The following is a 21040-nucleotide window of genomic DNA, read 5'->3' as shown; positions in this document are numbered from 1 at the left end:
CTAAAAGAAGAAGGTGCCGCCTCGCTATATGGTGAAAGCCATTAACTGTCAGTCGCTTATGTGACATCCACATAGTTGTGCAACAGCCACGACCGATTAATTTGGCAGGTATTCGGTATCGACAATATCTATAACGTTGCGTTAAACACGGAGTGCCGTTGCCTTTCGGTAGTATACCCAGGTAAGAAATATTAGAACCAAAGTGAGAGCCGTGAAGATCAGGCTCAAATGATTATTGGTCAATAAAAAGCCGCCCGCTAATGCGCCAAATGCCGACCCCGCATCCCGGAAAGTGGCATTAATTGATACTGCGTGTGTCACATCGTCTTTCCCAGCGGATGCCGCTCCAGCTGCTAGTGATGCATTAACATTATAAAAGGTAAATACAAGGATCAATCCAGGCATTACCCAGCCACTTGTTGCCAGCAGCAAACCCAGGCAAATTAGCAAAATAGAAGCTGAGTAAATATCCGCAAGCCCATACCGGTCAGCGGACCAACCCGCAAAAGGCGAAATTAAAAGGGAACATATCCTCCGGAAGAAAAGAAACCCGGCAGCTGCGGCGGTGATTTCAACCGGTGACCAATCAGGCTGCGCGCTCATCAACAGGGTCCCAATCAAAACCACGAGCATTCCTTCCACTGCAAAAGCACCTAAAAACGCTAGCCGGTTAAAGACTGTTGGAAATGATATTTTGAAGTTAAATGGGCGAGCTAGCGACCGGTCTCTTTCTTTCAGCTTTAAGGCAAAGTATATTCCTGGAATCGAAAGCAGTGCAATCACCAAAAAGATCCAGCTAGGATTCATTACTTCAAAAAGCATCGGGCCGATCAATAACGCCAGCAGCGGCCCTGACTCAATTATACTTTGGCTAACCCCCAATGCCAAGCCTTTCTTAGGATAATCCATGGCATAAGTAATTGCCCCAACGCGAAGGACAGAATAGGATATGCCCCACAAGATCCTAAGAAGCAGCAAAGTTGCAATGCCAAAACCTGCACCATAGCCAGCTGTGGCTAATACGGATACAATCGCCGCAACAACAACAGGTATACGAAAACCTCTAAGACTGAAAACATGCAAAATAAGCGGGTTAAGCAAGATTCGTGTGAAGCGGTTAATTGACAGGATGGTGCCAATCCAAATGATTGGAACGTGGATACTGGAAGCATTTATTGGCAGAAAAGAATATAGAAATGCATCACCCATCAAAGCGAAGCTCAAGCTGAAAGACGCATACATGGGCAATTTCATTTCGGCAATATTCTTTCTCATCCCTCCCTTAATTCGGTTTATTTAGCTCTTACAAACCTTAATCTGACTATGTAGCTTGCGGCTGGATGATGATCAGGCAAAAATATCCTCTTTCCAGTCAGCTGCCGGATCAGATCGTAATTAAGCTTATCATCGCGGGTAAATACTTTCACTTTCCCTATAGCGCTATCTTCGCCAACAGAAAACTGTATTACAACTATACCGCCATTTTCACCAAGAACAGCAGGATAGTCAAGAAGGCAGGATAATTGATTGCCTATTTCATATGGCTTTTCCCATCTTGTTAAAGAATAGCAAGTTGCCACTGTGGTAAAAAAGAGAAGGAACAAAACCATCAAACCTTTCATCTGGATAAAGGTTAATATGCTTTTCTTAAATTATCTGCAAAAGCATTAGGAAGTAGGCTCAGCTCTACGGCCTGCGCTGCCTTTTCTACATCGTATTTAACCCTTACAAATTCAACCTGAACAGCATCTTGATCTGCTATACTGGCTGTGTGATCAATGGTAATTAATACATAACAAGCGCGCGCATCACCGTCCTTGGGTTTACCGACAGAACCAGTGTTAATCAGGTGATGAAAATGCTCACTGCCGTTCTCACCGGAATTGATGACGCGGTGATATGGTTTGTGCGAATGTCCGAAGCAAAGGATGTCCGCTTCAAATTCCTTGACTAGCCCCAGCATGTACTGCTCAGGTAGCTCCTTCAATAAATACTCGTTAATGCTGCGCGGGCTACCATGTACAAGCAGCATGTGCAGCTGCTGATCATTAAGCTGAAACTCTATTCGCAAATGCCTGGGGAGTGTTAACAGGTAATCCCTTTCCTTGTTTCCAACCAGTTTATAAGCATATTCGCTGTTTTCTTCTTTGCTGCAATCGCCTTGGGAAGGCAGTATTTTTGCAACTTTCAGGTCGTGGTTTCCTGCAATGGCTGCAATGCCGTGTTTGCGCACCAAACCAATTACTTGGTTAGGCCATACATTATAGCCCACAAGATCGCCAAGGCAGTAAACAGCGTCTGGCTTCTTGATTTCCAGATCCGCTAGCACCGCCTCAAAAGCGGGAAGGTTGGCATGGATATCAGATAGTAGTGCTATTTTCATTTCCCCAGACGTAATGATTCTGCATAGGCATTGGGAAGGATGCTGCCTTCTACGGCCTTGGCTGCCTTTTCAATATCATATTCAAAGCGTATAAACTCTACCGTAATGCTTTCCTTGCTTGATGCCAGTGCATCTGCATTAATATGGAGGATCACATAGCCGCCCCTTGGGTCACCATCTTTTGGCTTACCGACAGAACCAATATTGATCGCATGGCGGAAATGGTCTGTGCCGTTTGACTGAACTGAGCCCAGGATCCTATGATAGGGTTTATGGGTATGCCCGAAAAGCATGACATCTGCACCGGCCTGCTCCATAATCCGCAACATGCTTTTTTCATCGCGGTCCTCAAACAAGTATTCATTGATCCGTCGCGGGCTGCCATGCACCAGAAGAACTGATAACGGTTTCTCATTAAGTTGAAATTCCAGACGGATGTGTGCCGGCAAGGTTCTTAAATAAGCCCGCTGCTCGTCTTTGACAATTTCGTTTGTGTAAGCGATCGACACTTTGCCGTTTTCTTTTTCATCGTCTGTCTTATATGCACAGCCGCAATCATCGCTGCTCCTTCCGATGCCAAAATCGTAATTACCGGCAATAGTAGGAATACCACGCTTTCTGATTTCGTCAATAACTCCATTAGGCCATATGTTATAACCAACCAAATCACCCAGGCAATAAATAGCATCAGTATCTCTGGTTTCAACATCTTTGAAAAACGCATCCAAAGCCGGAAGGTTGGCGTGAATGTCAGAAAAAAGGGCAATTCTCATTTAATATGTAGTTAATTGGAAAACTTGTGCTGTTGTTTGAGTGCAAAATTGACCATCAGGATCAATACCGGCACTTCGATTAGTGGGCCGATTACAGCAGCGAATGCAGCCCCCGAATCAATCCCGAATACAGCGATAGCGACCGCGATCCCAAGCTCGAAGTTGTTACCTGCGGCTGTGAAGGCCAGCGATGTTGATTTGGCATAATCCGCGCCTGCACGTTTGGACAAGTAAAAAGCGGAGAAAAACATGATTGCAAAATAGATCGTCAGTGGCAGCGCAATGCGCAGCACATCAAAGGGGATACTGACAATCAGCTGGCCCTTCAAACTAAACATGACCACAATCGTAAAGAGCAAGGCAATTAATGTGATTGGGCTGATGGCTGGAAGGAATTTTGTCTCATACCACTGCTTACTAAATAGCTTTGTTAATACGATCCGGGAAATAATACCTGCCAAGAACGGGATGCCCAGATAGATAAAGACGCTTTGGGCAACCTGGCCAATCGTAATGTTTACCTCAAATCCTTTCAGTCCGAAAAGTGGTGGCAATACCGTTACAAAAACGTAGGCATAGACAGAGTAAAACAAGACCTGAAAAATGCTGTTGAAAGCAACCAGCCCTGCCGCATACAGGCGGTCACCATTAGCAAGTTCATTCCAGACAATCACCATGGCAATGCAGCGGGCAATGCCGATCATGATCAAGCCAGTCATGTATTCTGGCTTATCAGGAAGGAAGATGACGGCTAGGCCAAACATCAGCAGCGGGCCAATGATCCAGTTTTGAAGCAGCGAAAGCCCCAGGATCTTGGTATTGTTAAACACCTTTGGCAGCTCTGCATAACGCACCTTGGCCAGTGGCGGGTACATCATCAGCACAAGGCCAATGGCCAGTGGAACGTTCACGCCTGACCCCGAATTAAACTGGTTGATAAAATCCGGTGTGCCGGGTAAGAAATAGCCAATTGACACACCGATCAGCATGGCCAAAAAGATCCACAAAGTCAGGTAGCGGTCTAAAAAAGAAAGACGTGGGTTATTCATGCGGTTGTATGCGTTAAATCTCTTTTCATAACGACAGCAGATGTTGGGCAAAGACCGCTAAACTGCCTGGTTTGCTGAATGGCTTCCGGCACTTGCTCACGGTTTACGACCACAAAGCCATAGCGGTCAAAATAATGGTCAGCTGTGGTTGTGATCAAGTAGACCGCTTCAATTTCTTGCTTGTCAGCATTTGCCAGAAGCTGCTCGACCAATTTCCGGGCAATGCCCTTACCCTGATGATCGGGGCTAACTGCAATTGAGCGTAACAGTCCGACTTGTTCAAACAGCTCCATTCCGGCGACACCAACAAGTGCTCCTTCGTTTCTGGCTAAAATGAAATGTTCTAAACCAGTAGGCAAGTCATCAGTAAGAAGGTCTGCTTCTTTCAGCAGGCTGGTTACTAGTTCTCTGTCTGCTGGCCCTGCTTTATCAATTTGTAGTTTCATAGCTGGTTGTTTTGATTAGCAGCACCCAGAGCCAGGCTTGCAGCTGTCTCCATCAGAGGTAACCAATTCAAGTTCCTGTTTAACAGGCGAAGGTGCGCAGCACGATGCTTCGGCGGGCGACGTGCCGCAGCTTTGGTTACGGGTAAGTGCTTTGCATTGGGTGAAGTCCGGGACCAGGTTAACAGTGAATGTTTCACCATCGGAAGCAAACTCTCCGGGGTACATCTGGCGTGTATCAAACTTGGAATTACCAAACTCAATTTTAATTGTTGCGTTTGGGTTCAGGGGAAGGGATTTTTCAACCAGATCAACAATTTTTAGCGCTTTGTCAATTTTCATTGAACGGTCAACTTCTTTCTCTGAGGGTTCCCATAGCTGCACGATCACTTCTGTCCAGCTGTTCATTACCCCACCGCAATCAACTGAAACAATCGGTGCTTGTTTGATCTCGGTAATGTGGTAAGAGCTGTCTACAAACTTGCCTTCCTCATATTGGAATTGCAGGTGTAGATCTGGATTTTGTTTAAGGGCATTTTTAAATTCACCCCAGGTTAACGGATTTGATTGGCTCATGGTTTCTATTGGTTAAATGTATTATTACGATTGATATTTTCAAAAAAATGCCCTGCTAATTGCAGCAAGATTCACTTAGGGCAAATGTATCAAGCAGCAAGCCAAATGTTTTCTGCGCTTCTGACCACACGACCGGGTTAATGCAATAGCATACCCTTGGTGGATTGATTTCGCCATGGATGATCCCAATCCTTTTAAGCTCCTTCAAATGCTGGGAAACAGTTGCCTGGGCAAGTTCGAGCTCATCTACTAAATCACCACAGACACATGCTTTTCTGGAAATCAGCAGTTGCAGGATCGCAACCCTGGCTGGATGCGAAAACGCCTTGGCCAGATCCGCGATACGGTTCTGCTGCTCGGTGAATATTTCGGTTTTAGTTACTCCCATGCTGCAAATATAGATACCATTTAGCCAATTGCAATATTACGATTAATATTTTTTTGTCTTCTAATTTCTATCGTATCTTTACGATCAACTACAACTTACCTGATAAATATGCACCTAATCAATCTGTTACTTATAACTGTTTTTACCACTGCCGCAATCATGCCATCTATCAACTCTGACAACAAAAAAGCACTAAACCCAAAGCTCTCTTCCTACATCGAAACTATCAAAGACGACTTCTCAAAAATTCCGGACGAACGAACACAAGAGCTTGACAAAATAGCCGCATTTATCCAAAAGCAGGTTAAAGCCGCGCAGCCTGTGCAGCTCACCTACATCTGTACCCACAATTCGCGCCGCAGTCATTTCGGCCAAATTTGGGGCGCAACTGCTGCTGCATATTACGGTATCCCTAATGTGAAAACATATTCTGGTGGTACTGAGGCCAGCGCGTTCAATGAGCGGGCGGTTGCTGCTTGCAAGCGGGCCGGTTTTGATGTAACGAAAACATCAGAGGGCAAAAACCCGGTTTATCATGTCAGCTACGGGGCCGGAACTGAACCTATGAAGGCATTTTCAAAAAAATATGATGATGCCAACAACCCGCAAAGTAATTTCTGCGCTATCATGACCTGCTCGCAGGCTGATAAAGCGTGCCCTGTGGTAAAAGGAGCAGCTGCCAGGGTTGCTGTCCCTTATGATGACCCCAAAGCCTTTGATGGCAGCGCGCAGGAGACAGCCAAATACGACGAGCGTTGCAAACAGATCGCAACTGAAACACTGTATGTCTTTTCAAAAGTGAAAAGGTGATAAGTATTTCATTACCCTAAATAGGACGGGATGCCGCAAGACTACGATTTAATAAATTTCCTGGAACAGGGACTGAAGAATGTTGCTCCGCTCGCCGAGAATTGCATGCGTCATCTGTGAAAGACTGGCAGGAATCTATGCTAACTCGCTCGCTGATTTTGCGCCCTGCCTACGTAACCACTCAACCAGCTCGTCTGCTCCTTCCCGCTGTGCAGCATCCAGGGGTGATAGATTTTCCCAGTCGGGTATCCAGTTTACATTGGCTCCCTGTTCAAGTAAGAAAGCAGCTGCTGTTTTCTGTCCACCATGACAACAGCTCCAAAAAGCGCGGTCAATCTCTCCCATTTCGGGTCCTGAATTCTCAGTGAAATAACCCTCTAATCTATCCATCAGGCCAAGCGTAGCAGCATCCGTTAAATTAGTTCGTGCGCCGAGCTCAACAAGCCGGTGTGCGGCTTTCCATTGTCCAAAAGCTCTTGCATCAGTAAGCGGGGTTCCCCCGGCAATGACCGCGCCTTCGGCTTCTATATTTGCGCCGGCATCAATTAAAGTATCAAGCGCTTCGATGTCATCACTACTAGCCGCCTAATGCAGGGGCGTTTCAATATGTGGACCGGTGAATTGTGCATTCACATCGGCTCCGGCATCAACAAGCGTTTTGATGGTTTGTGCGATATTAGGGAAGTGACCAGGCCAGTCTGTGGCAACGTGTAGCAATGTACGGGACATGCCACAAGGGTCATTATCACCAAGCCTGACTTTTGACAACCCAGGATTATCGGCCAGTAATCGGGAAAGGGCCAAGATATCCTCTGTTTGAATAGCCTTAGCAACTGCAACCGCAAGAGGATCATCTGTATCAATATAGTTCATTGATTATAGGCTTAATGGCAACAGCTTCTTTGCTCTTGGATAGGCGGGCATTTCTCAGATCCAAATGAACAGAAAACACAGCAATCGCCGGTCAAAGGCTTCAACAGGAGCTTACAAGAGCTGCACTCATAAAAATACATGCATGCGTCTGTCGGCATAATTTCTGTTTGCTGATGCCCACAATTCGGGCATGTAATAACAGATTCAAGTGTTGCGACCATTTTTAAAGTGTTTTTGTGGCTGTTACTTTGTACCCAGTCGCATCGACCGCTTTTTTAATATCAGCAATTGAGGTTTTCTTACTATCAAATTTGACGGTGGCCGCCCCTTTAGAGTACGAGACATCAACCTGTGAAACGCCTTTCAATTTAGCAACCTCCTTTTTAACATGATGTTCACAGCTTTCGCAAGTCATCCCTTTGATTGTTACATAGGCAACCTTTTGCGTCCCCTGTTGTGCAGGTTGTAAAACTTGCTGGCCGTTCTCTTGGTATAGCAGTTTTGAATAAGATGGGAAGGTTAACAATAGTAACGCTATTCCTGTTACTATGGCTAAGAACCCCCTGGTTTGCCAAAAGAAGCTTTTGTTTGTATCGCAAGCGCAGTCTTTCATTTTATTGGATTTAAATTGTTCATACCAAGCCCAGCCTAATGCGCCAATGGTTAGTGCAATGCTATATGGGCGAACGGATTCAAGCCACACTAATCCACTCGCTGAGCCAGAAGTGCCTAGAATTACAGCTAACAGCGGAATTGTGCAGCAGAGCGAAGAAGCAAATGCAGTGAAAAGTCCGATCAATCCTGTCGTTTTCATAGTTCAATTTTTAACCCAGGCTAACCGCTAGCTCTGACGACTTTTGTAAAGTGGTGAGATGTGCTAAAATCAAATGCAAAATATCTGAGGATTCTTCCCGGAGCGAATAAAACACGGTCTGTCCAACCTTTCTGGCTTGGATCAGTTGTGCATCTTTAAGCTTACGTAAGTGCTGGGAAACGGCTGGAATACTCATGGCTAAAATGTCAGATAAATCGCAGACGCATAGATTGTTTTCTTCTCGCAGCAGATAGATGATTTTCAAACGGTTCTCATTTCCCGCCAAGTCCATCACCTGGGCTAACCGCCCAAAGAATGGCTGAAATTCATTTATGGTTTCTACGTATTGCTGGATTTTGTCCTGATCCTCGTAAACCCGAATACAGCCTTGTTGATCGCCCATATACATATAATTTAATGTGTAAATATAGGCATATTTAAGTATTTAAGCAAATTGTTAAATACAAGACTCTTTTACCTCTCTTGTGACTTGAACGTGAGGTTACATACTTCTCCCACAAATAGTAAATATTTCAAATTCTTAATGAGACAGTAAATTTATTGAAGACCTATATATTTCAGAAACAAATAGGAAGATCTCAAGGCCGGGGAAAGATCGAACGGTTTTTCCAAACGTGTGTTTATTAATTATTAGGTTATACGATTGGCAGCAAGCTTATTAGCAAAAGCCGCGGGATATGGGCAAAATTGCAAAAAAAACCCTTACATACTGTTGATAAGTATATAAGGGACCTATGCGGAACAGATTTTTAGTTAGTACCCGATTTTTTAGGTTTATGTTTTTTCATGTCCATGTCCATCTTACCCATTTTCCCATCCATATCGACCATTTCTCCTTCTTTAAGCGGCTTATTGGTACCATCCTTCATCATTACGGTGCCATCTTTCATAATCATTGTTCCGTTTTTCAACGTCATATCTTCGGTCATCGTAGTCATCTCACCGCCTTTCATGACCATCATCTTCCCATCGTGCATCATAACACAATCTTTCATAGATGCATGATGCATTTTATCCATTTTCTTTTCTTTATCCTGTGCATATACAGTAACGGAAAAAAGAATTGCTACCATTAAGGCAAGTAATTTTTTCATTGTTCTCGGTGGTTAAAATTATAATGGAATACTGCTCAATAAGTATGCCTAAGTATTCTCTACTATCAAAATTTACAATAAAATGGATTTCACCAAAATCTGCCCATCGCGTTAAAAAACACAAAGTGAGGTTTTTTTATCAGCTATCAGGGCAAGCTTGGGATATTGACCCTTACCTATCGAAACGGTATTCTGCCCGTTAGCACTGCGAAATTGAATAGCCCCATCCTGTTGCCAGGCAATTGCAGCTCCTTTGCCAGTTTGCAAAATTACAGGGGTACGGCCAACTCCCAGTTTTATTTCCGGCTTTTCGGGCTCGGCTACATAGACATCCAGTTGGCGCCTCCAGACCGTGGTAACTCTCCCATTCTCATCAGCTGCCAAGTCGCCGCCATCCATAGGGCAGCCATCAATCATAAAATCACCTGTTCCAAGTTTTTGGGCTTTGCCAAACTGCTTGCCATTGTCCTTGGAGCTGATCAAGTACATGTTCCGTGCTCCATCAAGCTTATTACGGAACATAACATGCATCTTGCCGTTTTGATCAAAAGAAACGGAGGGCTTACAGCAGTCACAAATGCCTTTTTGCTCTCCCTGATAGATCAATTGATTTTTCTCCCAGGTTAATCCGCCATCTTTAGAAAGTGCCCCATATAGATTATTGTTTCCCAGCCGCGTATCCAGCCAAACTGTGTATACATCGTTGCCCTTACTGGCACTTAGCCCAGAAAGAGCTTCTTTGGCTGTTGTATCTGCATCATTGATTTTCACCGGGGCAGACCATTGATTATCTGAATTGGAAAGTCGCATTGCAAATAAATCACCATGATGGTCGCCAACCGTAACAACTGTATAGTCCTTTGTTGTTGTGATCTGCGGGCCCCTGCCCATCCCAAGGCCCATTTTCGAAAAGTTGCCTAACCGGTTAGGTTTGGAAAAGGATTTGCCCCCATCATTTGAAGACACAAAATAAAGGTCCCTCTGATCGCCATTTTTCACTCCATATACAATCCGGACTGTCCCATTTTGATCAATAGCAATTTCGGGCTGACTACCCATACCTAAATTATGTTCAGCATCCGCTGGGCCAGGCCCGGGCAGGTCTGTTTGAAAAATCAAAAAGACGGGAAGAGCAATCAAAAGTCCAAGCTTCGCTAAAAATATGTTCATGGTTGACATTTTGCTTAATTTTACTAATCTAGAAAGAATTTACAGGTGATAATGCTCAATAACCCGTCAATCCAAAAATTATGTAAGTCTGGGCCAAAATTGTATAATCAAGATAAGATATATATTACAAGCTTTGTATTTTGAGTCCATCATGAAAAAGCTTACTGTACTTTTCTTGACCTTTCTATACCTGGGTACTGCAACCGGTGTTACCTTACACCTGCATTACTGCATGGGGGAAGTGGTCAATTTGGAGGTTACAAAAGCAGATCAGGGGCACTGTGAAAATTGTGGGATGGATAAAAACAAGTCCACAAAAAACGGGTGCTGCAAAGACGAATTTAAAAAAGTAAAGACCGACGATTCCCAAAAACTGACAGAAAATACCCTCAGTAATCCATTGCTTTCTGTGGCGGTGTTAAATGAAAGGGTAACATATGATTTTCTGGCAGCATCTTACCCAAATGTTTTAGGGGCTGGCAATCAAAGTAATGCTCCTCCCCGAAGTAAACCAGTCCCGGTTTACATTCTGCACTGCAGTTATCTGATTTAAAATTTCGTGTCCTTTCTGTGCCAGGCAAATGTATTTGCCGGGCTCTTTGTGTTGCACTCCTGTCAGCACTGATCAATCTTTCTTTCAATTTATTAACACACAAAATCTATGCTACGCATTACCTATGGCGCAATTCTGCTGCTTGCTATTACTTCGTTTTCTGCCTGTCGTAAACATGTTATGGATGATATGCCCATGGAAAAAAATATCGATTATCCAGCTGCTTATGTGGTCAATGGAGAAGATGCCACGGTTTCTGTGATCCGGTTATCGGATCAAAAAGTTTCCGAAACCCTGGATCTGATGACTGGTTCTATGGGAATGGTAATGTGGCCACATCACATCTATCACCTGCAAAGTTTAGGTGAGCATAGGCTGACTGTTGCAGTTCCTGGAATGGATTTGAGCGCTGGCCATGCAGGAGGCATGGAAGGCATGACAGGAAGGGTGCTTGTTTTGGATGCGGTAAAGGGTACTGTTTTAAAAGATCTGGAAGTACCCCTCATGAATCACAACGCAGTATATTCTCCTGATGGCAAAGAAATCTGGACATCTCAAATGGATACGGAAGGCAAAGTACTTGTCTATGATGCTGCCAGCTACACCTTGAAAAACACAATCGCTGTGGGCATGGAGCCAGCAGAAGTAACATTTTCAGCAGATGGCTCCAAGGTTTACGTCGCTAACGGCGCAGATGATAACATCTCGGTCATCAATCCTTCCAGCAAAGCAGTAATAACCACCATTCCTGTGGGCGATAATCCAGTTGCCGCATGGATCGGTTACGATGGCAAAATGTATGTGGACAACGAAGACGGCCAAAGCATCAGTGTGATCGATGTAGCGACAGACAAGGTTGTTCAGACCATCGAACTTGGTTTTATGCCGGGCAGTGCTGCACATCTTGCTAAAAAAGAAGAATTATGGGTCACCAACCCGGATAACGCCAAAGTGCACTACTGGAAATGGGACAGTACTATGAAAGACTGGATGCATGGCGGGGTCTTTGATGCTGGTGCCGGTGCACATGCCGTTGGCTTTACAACGGATGGCAATACGGCTTATGTCACCAATCAAATGGCGCAAAGTGTCTCGCTTATCAATGTTTCCACCCATACCAAAATCAAAGATATTCCGGTCGGCAAAAAACCGAATGGAATCGTACTGAAACAATAATTACAAGTGATTTTTAACAGAAAAATAAACAGAACAATGAAACCATTTAACAAGATATCCGCTCTGCTCTTTGCAGCAATCTTTGCCTTCCCGGTCATCCTTTTTGCCCAGGCCAACTATAAACAACCTATGAGCATTGCAAAAGATGGGAAGATTACTGATGCAGGCGGAACAACCATCGGATTGGTTACAAAGGACAAAATTGTCCAGGATCATGACGGCCATAAAATTGCCTTTGTGGATGGGGAAGGAAACCTGGTCGATGCCAAAACCAACAAAAAAATGGGGCGGGTTGGTAAAGACGGAAAGACCTATTACGATGCGAATGGCGAAATCTATTTAACGGTAAAGGACAAAGGGGAAACCTGTGATATTCTTGATGCATCCGGCAATAAAATCGGAAATGTCCATTCCAGTTATAAAGGAATGGCCTGTGTTTTACATTGCTTTGAAAATGGGTTGGATGCCAGTCATAAAAAACCAGCGGTTGCTTCTGCTGTATACGCCTGTCCAATGCACCCAGAGATCACCGGAAAAGAAGGGGATAGCTGCTCAAAGTGTCATATGAAGCTGGTCAAAAAATAGGTCAAATACATTCACTTTAACAGATTATCCCAATGAAATTAATGAGCAGAGTATCCTTTTTACTGACATGCATGTTGGTGCTGACAGCTTCATTACTATTTGCCCACAATGGGAAAAAGCACGGTAAAGCGAAGATAGACTCGGCCCAGGCGGTTGCGCCTGCCAGCGCGCACCAACATGGAGGGCATGATAGTACAGCCATGCAAGTGGCTATGAGCCCGGATGGTGATCATCAGCATGGCCTTAGTGAGTTTCCGACACTACACCCCCTGGTCGTACACTTCCCAATTGTCCTATTGATCATTGCAGCCCTTCTTCAATGGGTTGGATTGTTAGTATACAAAAAAGAAATAACCATCGTTGCCTGGGCTCTCTTACTATTGGGCTTTATCGGTGCTTACGCATCATCGACATGGTTCCATGCCCACACAGCCCAGTTGGCGCCGGCGATTCAAGCTCTTCTGGAAGAGCATGAAAAGTATGCGTCTTATACACAATGGCTGTCAGGGATCGCACTACTGGTACAGTCTGTTAATTTGTTTTTCCTGAAAAGAAATGTCTGGATTACCGCTTCCATGGCTATCCTCATGAGTGCAGCCGCATTCTTTGTTGCCTATACGGGGCATCATGGAGCGGAACTGGTCCATAAGCATGGCGTTGGGGCAAAAGGTTATTTACTCGAACAACATCATCACTAACAAATATTAGGACCTGCTAAGGGTAGCTTACAGAATTAAGTATGGTACATCGTATTATAGAATGGTCATTACAGAACCGGTTCATTGTACTGGTCCTATCGGCAGGACTGCTCGTATGGGGCGCGTTTGCCATTAAGAAGAACCCTATTGATGCCATTCCGGATTTATCCGAAAACCAGGTGATTGTTTTTACCGAGTGGATGGGCCGGGGTCCCCAGTTAATTGAAGACCAGATTACCTACCCATTGGTTACCAATCTTCAGGGGCTTCCCAAAATCAAATATGTACGGGGCAGCTCCATGTTTGGGATGAGTTTCATTTACGTTATTTTCAATGATGACGTAGACGTATACTGGGCCCGTGAGAGGGTTCTGGAGAGATTAAATACAGTATCCCGGTCATTGCCCACCGGCGTCAGCCCACAACTCGGCCCTGACGGGACAGGGGTCGGACATATACTCTGGTATACACTCGACGCACCTGAAATGGATCTGGGGGAACAAAGGGCTTTACAGGACTGGTATATCAAGTTCGCTTTGCAGAACGTGGACGGGGTCAGTGAAATCGCTTCTTTTGGTGGTTTTCAAAAACAGTATCAAATTACCCTAGACCCTAATAAGCTGCTTTATTACCGTTTATCTGTCCCGGAGGTAATGAATGCAGTCCGCGCCAATAATAATGAGTCAGGTGGAAGAAAATTCGAATTAAGTGATATTGGCTACATTATCAAGACGTCGGGCTATCTTCAATCCATTGAGGAAATTGAAAATATACCTGTCAAAAACCAAGCCAGTGTCCCCATCAGGGTTTCAGATATAGCTTCCGTGCAGATGACAGGCGAAACCCGGCTTGGCATTTTTGATCAGGACGGGGAAGGAGAGCGGGTTGGGGGCATCGTGGTCATGCGATATGGAGAGAATGCGGCTGATGTCATTGAAAAAGTAAAGGCAAAAATGAGCGAAGCTGCCAAAGGTTTTCCCAAGGGAGTCAAATTCGATATAGTCTACGACCGGGGCGAGCTGATCCAGGAGTCAGTAGATTCTATCAAGCACACATTAATCGAAGAAATGATCGTAGTCTCACTGGTAGTGATCATCTTTCTTTTTCATTGGCGCAGTGCACTAAGTATTATCATCCAGATTCCTATTACCCTGGCCGCCAGCTTCATTTTATTGAATGCCTTTGGGATCTCATCTAACATCATGTCCTTAACCGGTATTGCCCTTGCTATCGGCGTAATCGTTGATAACGGCATTATTATGAGTGAGAATGCCTATAAGCATCTTTCCCAGCGGTATGAAGAGTGGCAGGATCAGCAGAAAACGACATCATTATGAATTGGTTTAAGAAAAGAAAAGATAAACAGCCCGACTGGATTACAGAATCCGAACGCCTGGCCATTATTGAAAAATCAAGCAAACAGGTATCCCGGGGAGTATTCTTTGCGACAGTTATTATTATTACATCTTTCCTTCCCGTATTCATGCTGACGGGACAGGAGGGTAAGCTGTTTCACCCTTTGGCTTACACGAAAACATTCATTTTGATCGTGGATGCCTTGCTTGTTATTACGCTGGCGCCGGTGCTGATATCCTTTATCATGAAAGGTAAGTTCCGGCCCGATCACGCCAATCCAGTTAACAGAGTGCTCGAACGAGTTTATGAGCCGGTGATCAGGGGCGTTTTAAAATGGCGCAAGACTACACTGGCTATCAACATCATTGCGCTTTTGGTCACGATACCGTTGCTGGCCAGTCTTGGCTCAGAGTTCATGCCACCACTCGATGAGCAGAGCATCCTTTTCATGCCTGTAACGCTGCCGGACATATCGAATTCAGAAGCGAAACGGATCTTGCAGGTACAGGACAAGATCATTAAATCCGTTCCTGAGGTTGATAAGGTATTGGGAAAAGCTGGAAGGGCAAGTACTGCTACCGACAACTCCCCCATCAGCATGATTGAGACGATCATCAAACTGAAACCAAAGTCCGAGTGGCGGGCCGGGATTACAAAGAAAGATATCATTACTGAGCTTGACGCTAAACTTCAGATACCGGGCGTGATCAACGGTTGGACCCAGCCGATCGTCAACCGGATCAACATGCTTTCGACCGGGATCCGCACTGACGTAGGCGTTAAAGTGTATGGGCAGAATTTGGATACCATCGCCAATGTGTCTGAAAGGGTTAAAGCAGCGCTCGAAGGCACGGCAGGTATAAGTGATCTTTATGTAGAACCCGTGACAGGGGGAAAGTATTTGTCTATCAACCCAAGAAGAGAAGATTTAAGCCGTTATGGGCTCAATATCGATGATGTAAACCAGGCTGTAGAATTTGCATTGGGAGGTGCGCCGGTAGGAAACACCATTGAGGGAAGAAAGCGGTTTTCAATCAGCGTCAGGCTTGCCCAGAATTACCGGAACAGCATAGAAACCATCAAGAGGTTACCACTAATGTCTGCCACTATGGGGGAAGTACCCCTATCATCGGTGGCTGACGTAGTATTCGAAAACGGCCCCCCGATGATAGCCTCCGAGAATGCCATGCTGCGTGGCGCAGTATTGTTCAATGTCCGTGGCCGTGATCTGGGCGGAACTGTCCAGGAAGCCATAGAAAAGATCAGTAAATCTAATGGCATGCTTCCACCGGGTTATTATCTGGAATGGAGCGGACAGTATGAAAACCTGATACGCGGTAAGCAGACGCTTCTATGGATTGCTCCGGTCGTGCTGCTGATTATTTTCTTTTCACTGTATTTCGCTTTTCATTCCCTGCGCGAAGCGTTTTTGAGCTTGATCACCGTACCCTTTGCTTTAATCGGTGGCGCATATATGATCTATTTCTGGGGTGTTAACCTCTCGGTTGCAGTGGCTGTGGGTTTCATTGCCTTATTTGGTATTGCCGTAGAAACCGGTATCGTAATGGTTATCTATCTGAATGATGCCATGCAGCAGCTGGTCACTAAAAAGGGTAATTCTGCTGAATCAATTACCAAAGATGACCTGCGCGAGTACGTAATCCATGGGGCGGTAAAACGGCTGCGGCCCAAGCTAATGACCGTGTGCGTTTCGCTGTTTGGGCTCGTGCCGGTACTTTGGGCCAACGGGGTAGGAACAGATGTGATGCAGCCTATTGTCCTGCCGATGATCGGAGGCGTGCTTACATCATCTACGCACATCCTGCTGGTAACACCACTGATTTTTTTAATGACAAAGGAGTATGAGCTACGTAAATACGGAAAACTACAAATCCATGATACACAGCATTAAATATGTGAAATGGCTGGTCCTGTTTTTGCTGCCGCTCACAAGTTGGGCACAGAAGCCGGTGTTTACACTGGATACTATTTTACATCGAATTGATAACAACAACCTGATGCTGCAGTCCTACGGGCTCAAAGCGGACAGTTACAAACATAGTGGTGATGCAGCCACAGCATGGATGCCGCCTATGGTAGGTCTGGGGACTTTCATGACCCCTTATCCCAATCAAATGATCATGGAGTCCCGCGACAAAGGTAACCTGATGCTGCAGATCGAGCAGGATATACCTAATCTGGCAAAGCTCAGTGCGAAAAAAAGGTACATCGCTTCTCAGGGCAATGTGGAAAGGGCCAACCGTGATATTACCCTTAATACCTATAAGGCACAAGCAAAACGGCTGTATTTCAATTGGCTCATAGCACGCCAGCGTGTAAGCGTGCTTGAAGAGAATGAGAAAATTATGGTCATGATGAAAAAAATCGAGGAAGTCCGCTACCCTTATAACCAGTCACAACTTGGAGGGGTTTTCCGGGCTGAATCGAAAATCCTGGAAAACCAGAATATGATCCGTATGCAGGAAGGCGCTATTGGAAAGGCAAAAGGATGGCTTAATAGCCTGATGAATGTAGTGGGTAATCAAGATTTTGAAATTGACACGACCTATAAACCTTCCTTCCAGCCCGCCATGTACTACGATACCGCTACGCTGGCTGACGCACGAATGGATGTTTTTAAAATGAATGAAAGTATCCGGTCCATGCAGCTTAATATCGAAAGCATGAAACAGCAAAAAAAACCGGATTTTAAAATCCGCTTTGACCACATGTACCCATTGGACGCAATGATGCCCAATGCTTACAGCGTGATGGGCATGCTTAGTATCCCGATAGCTCCCTGGTCATCTAAGATGTACAAGTCCGATATCAAAGCAATGCAGCTCAATATCCAAGGGATGCAGAAGGAGCGTTCTGCCATGCTGGTGGAAACTCAGGGCATGCTTTATGGTATGCAGTCAGAGATCGAGTCCATGCAAACCAGGGTCAGCACCATGCAGGAAAAAATAATCCCGGCCCTTCAAAAAGCAATGGACGCCTATTTTGCCAATTATCAGGAGAATAAAGCCCAGCTACCTGTTGTAATAGATGCCTGGGAAGCTTTGACGATGATGCAAATGAATGTGCTGGACGAGAAATTGAAATTCTATGAAATGATTGTGGATTATGAAAAAGAACTATATCGTTAGCCAGCTAATCGTGCTGTTACTGGCTACCGTATTTTTAAGCGCCTGTGAGAGTAAAACCCAAAAAGATGGGGATACGGCTTATGGGAAATCAGAGCAGTATACCTGTCCGATGCATCCGCAGGTAATTAGCAGCAAACCAGGCAAGTGCCCGGTCTGTGGCATGGACCTGGTAGCAAAAGAGGCTAATAATGAGCTGATTGTTGATACTAGTTTCAATGCACTGTTAAAGCCGGTGAATGCCCAGGTGATTGCCGACATTCCACTGATCAATGCCGAAAGCGGGATGCGAATTTTTTCAGCCCAGGCACAAGGCGTTGTAACTTATGATAGCCGGAGCCAGGTCTCACTTTCATCCAGAGTGGGTGGCCGTATCGAAAAACAGCTGATCAAATACAACTACCAGCCTGTCAGGAAAGGACAATTGGTGATGGAGGTTTATTCACCAGATCTGGCATCAGCTCAAAGGGAACTTTTGATGCTTGGTAACGATGAAGGCAGCCGGGACTTATTACTAAAAGCAAAACAGCGCCTGCTGCTGCTGGGAATGGCACCGGGGCAGATCGAGGACATTCTCAAGTCAGGAAATATCCTCTATAAGGTACCGGTATATAGTCCTGCCAATGGATACATCCTGGAACAATCAGCTAGCTTGACGCAGGCGGGCCCGGCTATGACAGCGCCTTCCGGCGGTGATGGCGCGGCAATGGATGAGATGGCTGGCAGCTCAGCCGCATCACCAGCCCCTGCCAGGCCATCGGCGGCGGTTTCACCCGTCCTTTTGCGGGCCGGGCAATATGTTACGGCCGGACAAACCCTGTTTACTATTTATACGTCCCAGGGCTTGATTGCTGAATTCGCCATATCGCCAGCTATATCTTCCCACATCAAAACAGGGCAAAAGTTGCTTTTTTATGCGGGTAATGACAAGGAAACGATGGCCAGTGGCCAGATTGGGTTGATCCAACCCGTCCTTCGAAGTGGCGAGAATTTCACCTTGGCCAGGGTTTATACTCCAGGAAAAAAGCTAACGCCCGGGCAACTGCTGACAGCGAGTATTCCCATTGTTTTTCAAAAAGGGTTATGGCTGGATAAAAAAGCGGTTTGGCAGAGCGGCAACAAGTCTATTGTATTTAAGCAACAAGGTAAAGTACTGGTACCTATGCAAATTAAAGCCGGGGCAGTTGTTGATGGGATGGTGCAAATACTATCGGATATCAAGGATTGGAAGGTAGCATCCAATGCCTCTTATTTGATAGACAGTGAAAGCTTCATTAAAGAAAACAGCATAGTTGAAAATTAAAATATGAAAAGAATCGCATTTTTAAAGCTAGCCACTTTTGCATCTTTTGCTCCTGGGATGCTTTTGATTGCTTGTAAAGATGATCAAAAAAAGCAAGCGGCAGAAGCCGGCCAGAAGACTTATACCTGTCCTATGCATCCACAAATAGTCCAGGACAAACCAGGTAGCTGCCCGATATGTGGGATGGACCTGGTTATCTTCGATAAAAGTAATAAGGATGCCTCTATCACGCTAGGCGAAAGTCAAATCGCGCTGGCCAACATAACGACTATGACAATGGGCAGTGGCCTTTTGTCAAATTCCAAAAGGCTCAATGGCCGTCTTGCTGTAAACCCTGACCAAACTGCTGTTGTGTCCAGCCGCGTGGCAGGGCGTATCCAAGTGCTATATATCAAAGAAACCGGTGTACCAGTAAGGAAAGGACAAGCCCTTTACAAAATATACTCTGAACAGCTTTTGGCATTGCAGCAGGAATATTTGTTGGCATATGCCCAAATAAAGCAGTTCCCTTCCGACGCGCGGTTTGGAGCCATTGAAAAGGCCGCCCGTCAAAAACTGCGTTTATATGATCAAAGTGAAGAAGATATACAAGGCTTAACGGCAAACCAGGACCTGGAACCATACATTACATACCGGGCACCGATCAGCGGCACAGTATCTGAGCTGTCAGTAACGGAGGGCCAGTATGTAAGTGAGGGGAGCGCGATACTGCGCCTTGAAGACTACTCTTCTTTATGGGTCGAAGCTGATATCTATCCAGCAGAAGCGGCAAGCATCCGAACGGGGCAAAAGGTGCAGGTACAGGTTACAGGCTGGGAAGATAAACCCCAGCCCATGCGCATTGACTTCGTTGTTCCGGCAATTCAGAGTGGCAGCCAGTTGATGCAGGTCCGGGGAACTGTTCCAAACCCAGGCAGCCGGTGGCAGCCAGGACTACAAGCTAATCTAATTTTACCCGTTGCCCAGGGCGGGACTGCCATGACTTTACCTGTCGATGCAGTGATCCATGATGCAAAAGGGGCACATGTATGGATTGAAACGAAGCCTGGTACTTTTTTGGCACGAATGGTCTCTACCGGAATCCAGAATGCTGACCTGGTTGAAATAAAGGAAGGCATTTCCAAAGACGAAAAAGTGGTTGTTACAGGTGCTTATCTTTTATATAGTGAATACATATTAAAAAAGGGGTCGGATCCCATGGCGCTGCATCAACATGAATAACCAATTTTTAACCATAAATTTTAGTAAGATGAAAAAAGCAACCAAATGGGCCCTGCCGGTGGCAATGATAGTATTTCTTTCGGCCTGCGGCAGCAAAAATGAAGAAGGTAACACCGGTTCCCATCAGGATTCAACAGCCCATGAGCACCATGAAGGCATGGATATGGGTGGCAAAGAAACAAGTAAAGTCGTATTGAAAGATGATAAGCTTGATGCAGTTTACCAGCACTATATTCATTTGACCACGGCTTTAATTAATTCCGATGAAGCAGAAGCAAAAATAGCCGCCAGTGCCATAGAAGCAGGTTTAGGCCAGATTCCGCAAGGATCCCAGGCCGCTAAAACAGCTTCTCAAATTACAGAGGCCAAAGGCATTGAATCCCAAAGGACTTTATATTCTGCACTAAGTGATGAGTTTATACCCCTGGTTAAAAAAGCCGGGTTGAACAGCGGCGAACTGTATGTTGATTTTTGTCCAATGGCAAACAAAGACAAAGGCGGCTATTGGCTGTCTGCCCAAAAAGAAATTAAAAATCCATACATGGGCGATAAGATGATTTCCTGCGGAGAGGTAAAGGAGACAATAAATTAACAGTGGTATGTATTGG

At 45.3% G+C, this 21040-nt stretch carries 25 protein-coding genes; 11 read left to right on the top strand and 14 right to left on the bottom strand.

Features of this window, described 5'->3' with window-relative positions; genetic code table 11:
- Positions 1–141 precede the first annotated feature (141 nt).
- The 8 genes from J2Y43_RS33135 to J2Y43_RS33100 are packed head-to-tail and all read right to left on the bottom strand — an operon-like array spanning position 142 to position 5612.
- A complete protein-coding gene (locus J2Y43_RS33135; protein WP_309993496.1) occupies positions 142–1275 on the bottom strand; it encodes an MFS transporter in 1134 nt (377 codons plus the stop codon).
- A 17-nt stretch (positions 1276–1292) separates the two neighbouring features.
- The gene (locus J2Y43_RS33130) at positions 1293–1622 is read right to left on the bottom strand and encodes a hypothetical protein (RefSeq protein WP_309993499.1); all 330 of its coding nucleotides are present in this window, start codon (positions 1620–1622) and stop codon (positions 1293–1295) included.
- An 11-nt stretch (positions 1623–1633) separates the two neighbouring features.
- A complete protein-coding gene (locus tag J2Y43_RS33125) occupies positions 1634–2383 on the bottom strand; it encodes a metallophosphoesterase family protein (protein WP_309993502.1) in 750 nt (249 codons plus the stop codon).
- Positions 2380–3156, bottom strand: a complete 777-nt coding sequence (locus J2Y43_RS33120) for a metallophosphoesterase family protein (protein ID WP_309993505.1) — start codon at positions 3154–3156, stop codon at positions 2380–2382. Before J2Y43_RS33120 ends, J2Y43_RS33125 begins: the two co-directional genes overlap by 4 nt.
- A gap of 11 nt (positions 3157–3167) precedes the next feature.
- Positions 3168–4205 carry an ACR3 family arsenite efflux transporter gene (gene arsB / locus J2Y43_RS33115; RefSeq protein ID WP_309993508.1) on the bottom strand — a complete coding sequence of 346 codons (1038 nt, stop codon included), beginning with the start codon at positions 4203–4205 and terminating at the stop codon, positions 3168–3170.
- A complete protein-coding gene (gene arsN2 / locus J2Y43_RS33110) occupies positions 4202–4651 on the bottom strand; it encodes an arsenic resistance N-acetyltransferase ArsN2 (protein WP_309993510.1) in 450 nt (149 codons plus the stop codon). Before arsN2 ends, arsB begins: the two co-directional genes overlap by 4 nt.
- Positions 4652–4666: 15 nt before the next feature.
- Positions 4667–5224, bottom strand: coding sequence for a DUF6428 family protein (locus J2Y43_RS33105; RefSeq protein WP_309993513.1), 558 nt, complete (start codon positions 5222–5224; stop codon positions 4667–4669).
- Between the two features lie 55 nt (positions 5225–5279).
- Positions 5280–5612, bottom strand: a complete 333-nt coding sequence (locus J2Y43_RS33100; RefSeq protein ID WP_309993516.1) for a metalloregulator ArsR/SmtB family transcription factor — start codon at positions 5610–5612, stop codon at positions 5280–5282.
- A 108-nt stretch (positions 5613–5720) separates the two neighbouring features.
- On the opposite strand from J2Y43_RS33100, the gene J2Y43_RS33095 reads away from it, so the two are divergent.
- Positions 5721–6422: a protein-tyrosine-phosphatase gene (locus J2Y43_RS33095; RefSeq protein ID WP_309993518.1), complete on the top strand. Its 702-nt coding sequence runs from the start codon at positions 5721–5723 to the stop codon at positions 6420–6422.
- A gap of 585 nt (positions 6423–7007) precedes the next feature.
- Here J2Y43_RS33095 and J2Y43_RS33090 read toward each other — a convergent pair.
- The 6 genes from J2Y43_RS33090 to J2Y43_RS33065 all read right to left on the bottom strand — a co-directional run bounded on the left by J2Y43_RS33090 (position 7008) and on the right by J2Y43_RS33065 (position 10394).
- Positions 7008–7295, bottom strand: coding sequence for a hypothetical protein (locus J2Y43_RS33090; protein ID WP_309993520.1), 288 nt, complete (start codon positions 7293–7295; stop codon positions 7008–7010).
- A gap of 11 nt (positions 7296–7306) precedes the next feature.
- Positions 7307–7516, bottom strand: coding sequence for a GDCCVxC domain-containing (seleno)protein (locus J2Y43_RS33085; RefSeq protein ID WP_309993523.1), 210 nt, complete (start codon positions 7514–7516; stop codon positions 7307–7309).
- A gap of 2 nt (positions 7517–7518) precedes the next feature.
- Positions 7519–8109, bottom strand: a complete 591-nt coding sequence (merTP, locus tag J2Y43_RS33080) for a mercuric transport protein MerTP (protein WP_309993526.1) — start codon at positions 8107–8109, stop codon at positions 7519–7521.
- 10 nt (positions 8110–8119) lie between these two features.
- Positions 8120–8512, bottom strand: a complete 393-nt coding sequence (locus J2Y43_RS33075; RefSeq protein WP_309993529.1) for a metalloregulator ArsR/SmtB family transcription factor — start codon at positions 8510–8512, stop codon at positions 8120–8122.
- Positions 8513–8879: 367 nt separating this feature from the next.
- A complete protein-coding gene (locus J2Y43_RS33070) occupies positions 8880–9224 on the bottom strand; it encodes a DUF6799 domain-containing protein (RefSeq protein WP_309993531.1) in 345 nt (114 codons plus the stop codon).
- A 111-nt stretch (positions 9225–9335) separates the two neighbouring features.
- Positions 9336–10394, bottom strand: coding sequence for an exo-alpha-sialidase (locus J2Y43_RS33065; RefSeq protein ID WP_309993534.1), 1059 nt, complete (start codon positions 10392–10394; stop codon positions 9336–9338).
- 151 nt (positions 10395–10545) lie between these two features.
- On the opposite strand from J2Y43_RS33065, the gene J2Y43_RS33060 reads away from it, so the two are divergent.
- From J2Y43_RS33060 to J2Y43_RS33015, 10 genes are all read left to right on the top strand, one after another.
- Positions 10546–10947: an HYC_CC_PP family protein gene (locus J2Y43_RS33060; RefSeq protein WP_309993536.1), complete on the top strand. Its 402-nt coding sequence runs from the start codon at positions 10546–10548 to the stop codon at positions 10945–10947.
- A 108-nt stretch (positions 10948–11055) separates the two neighbouring features.
- On the top strand, positions 11056–12123 hold the full coding sequence (locus tag J2Y43_RS33055) for a YncE family protein (RefSeq protein WP_309993539.1): 1068 nt from the start codon (positions 11056–11058) through the stop codon (positions 12121–12123).
- A 36-nt stretch (positions 12124–12159) separates the two neighbouring features.
- Entirely contained in the window at positions 12160–12708 is a 549-nt protein-coding gene (locus tag J2Y43_RS33050; protein ID WP_309993542.1) for a 5-fold beta-flower protein, read from the top strand.
- Positions 12709–12740: 32 nt separating this feature from the next.
- Complete coding sequence (locus tag J2Y43_RS33045; RefSeq protein ID WP_309993545.1) at positions 12741–13406, top strand: DUF2231 domain-containing protein; 666 nt, start codon at positions 12741–12743, stop codon at positions 13404–13406.
- Between the two features lie 41 nt (positions 13407–13447).
- Positions 13448–14743 (top strand): efflux RND transporter permease subunit, encoded by a 1296-nt coding sequence (locus J2Y43_RS33040; protein WP_309993548.1) that lies wholly within the window; start codon positions 13448–13450, stop codon positions 14741–14743.
- Positions 14740–16674 (top strand): efflux RND transporter permease subunit, encoded by a 1935-nt coding sequence (locus tag J2Y43_RS33035; RefSeq protein WP_309993549.1) that lies wholly within the window; start codon positions 14740–14742, stop codon positions 16672–16674. Before J2Y43_RS33040 ends, J2Y43_RS33035 begins: the two co-directional genes overlap by 4 nt.
- Before the next feature lie 25 nt (positions 16675–16699).
- Entirely contained in the window at positions 16700–17911 is a 1212-nt protein-coding gene (locus J2Y43_RS33030; RefSeq protein ID WP_309993552.1) for a TolC family protein, read from the top strand.
- Entirely contained in the window at positions 17889–19211 is a 1323-nt protein-coding gene (locus J2Y43_RS33025) for an efflux RND transporter periplasmic adaptor subunit (protein ID WP_309993554.1), read from the top strand. Before J2Y43_RS33030 ends, J2Y43_RS33025 begins: the two co-directional genes overlap by 23 nt.
- 3 nt (positions 19212–19214) lie before the next feature.
- Complete coding sequence (locus J2Y43_RS33020; RefSeq protein WP_309993556.1) at positions 19215–20432, top strand: efflux RND transporter periplasmic adaptor subunit; 1218 nt, start codon at positions 19215–19217, stop codon at positions 20430–20432.
- Between the two features lie 28 nt (positions 20433–20460).
- Positions 20461–21024, top strand: coding sequence for a DUF3347 domain-containing protein (locus J2Y43_RS33015; RefSeq protein WP_309993558.1), 564 nt, complete (start codon positions 20461–20463; stop codon positions 21022–21024).
- The last annotated feature ends 16 nt before the right edge of the window (positions 21025–21040 follow it).

This window comes from Dyadobacter sp. BE31 (assembly GCF_031457695.1).
In the GTDB taxonomy this organism is placed as follows: Bacteria; Bacteroidota; Bacteroidia; order Cytophagales; family Spirosomataceae; genus Dyadobacter.
The sequence above is the reverse complement of the archived record's forward strand: the minus strand, read 5'-3'. Positions and strand labels throughout refer to the sequence as shown.

Coding starts and splice junctions, on each gene's coding strand:
- J2Y43_RS33055 (WP_309993539.1), top strand. CDS start 11,056: ATGCTACGCATTACCTATGGCGCAATTCTGCTGCTTGCTATTACTTCG.
- J2Y43_RS33050 (WP_309993542.1), top strand. CDS start 12,160: ATGAAACCATTTAACAAGATATCCGCTCTGCTCTTTGCAGCAATCTTT.
- J2Y43_RS33075 (WP_309993529.1), bottom strand. CDS start 8,512: ATGGGCGATCAACAAGGCTGTATTCGGGTTTACGAGGATCAGGACAAA.
- J2Y43_RS33100 (WP_309993516.1), bottom strand. CDS start 5,612: ATGGGAGTAACTAAAACCGAAATATTCACCGAGCAGCAGAACCGTATC.
- J2Y43_RS33065 (WP_309993534.1), bottom strand. CDS start 10,394: ATGAACATATTTTTAGCGAAGCTTGGACTTTTGATTGCTCTTCCCGTC.
- J2Y43_RS33120 (WP_309993505.1), bottom strand. CDS start 3,156: ATGAGAATTGCCCTTTTTTCTGACATTCACGCCAACCTTCCGGCTTTG.
- merTP (WP_309993526.1), bottom strand. CDS start 8,109: ATGAAAACGACAGGATTGATCGGACTTTTCACTGCATTTGCTTCTTCG.
- J2Y43_RS33105 (WP_309993513.1), bottom strand. CDS start 5,224: ATGAGCCAATCAAATCCGTTAACCTGGGGTGAATTTAAAAATGCCCTT.
- arsB (WP_309993508.1), bottom strand. CDS start 4,205: ATGAATAACCCACGTCTTTCTTTTTTAGACCGCTACCTGACTTTGTGG.
- J2Y43_RS33040 (WP_309993548.1), top strand. CDS start 13,448: ATGGTACATCGTATTATAGAATGGTCATTACAGAACCGGTTCATTGTA.
- J2Y43_RS33035 (WP_309993549.1), top strand. CDS start 14,740: ATGAATTGGTTTAAGAAAAGAAAAGATAAACAGCCCGACTGGATTACA.
- J2Y43_RS33060 (WP_309993536.1), top strand. CDS start 10,546: ATGAAAAAGCTTACTGTACTTTTCTTGACCTTTCTATACCTGGGTACT.
- J2Y43_RS33125 (WP_309993502.1), bottom strand. CDS start 2,383: ATGAAAATAGCACTACTATCTGATATCCATGCCAACCTTCCCGCTTTT.
- J2Y43_RS33090 (WP_309993520.1), bottom strand. CDS start 7,295: ATGAACTATATTGATACAGATGATCCTCTTGCGGTTGCAGTTGCTAAG.
- J2Y43_RS33020 (WP_309993556.1), top strand. CDS start 19,215: ATGAAAAGAATCGCATTTTTAAAGCTAGCCACTTTTGCATCTTTTGCT.
- arsN2 (WP_309993510.1), bottom strand. CDS start 4,651: ATGAAACTACAAATTGATAAAGCAGGGCCAGCAGACAGAGAACTAGTA.
- J2Y43_RS33135 (WP_309993496.1), bottom strand. CDS start 1,275: ATGAGAAAGAATATTGCCGAAATGAAATTGCCCATGTATGCGTCTTTC.
- J2Y43_RS33070 (WP_309993531.1), bottom strand. CDS start 9,224: ATGAAAAAATTACTTGCCTTAATGGTAGCAATTCTTTTTTCCGTTACT.
- J2Y43_RS33130 (WP_309993499.1), bottom strand. CDS start 1,622: ATGAAAGGTTTGATGGTTTTGTTCCTTCTCTTTTTTACCACAGTGGCA.
- J2Y43_RS33095 (WP_309993518.1), top strand. CDS start 5,721: ATGCACCTAATCAATCTGTTACTTATAACTGTTTTTACCACTGCCGCA.
- J2Y43_RS33045 (WP_309993545.1), top strand. CDS start 12,741: ATGAAATTAATGAGCAGAGTATCCTTTTTACTGACATGCATGTTGGTG.
- J2Y43_RS33015 (WP_309993558.1), top strand. CDS start 20,461: ATGAAAAAAGCAACCAAATGGGCCCTGCCGGTGGCAATGATAGTATTT.
- J2Y43_RS33085 (WP_309993523.1), bottom strand. CDS start 7,516: ATGGTCGCAACACTTGAATCTGTTATTACATGCCCGAATTGTGGGCAT.
- J2Y43_RS33025 (WP_309993554.1), top strand. CDS start 17,889: ATGAAAAAGAACTATATCGTTAGCCAGCTAATCGTGCTGTTACTGGCT.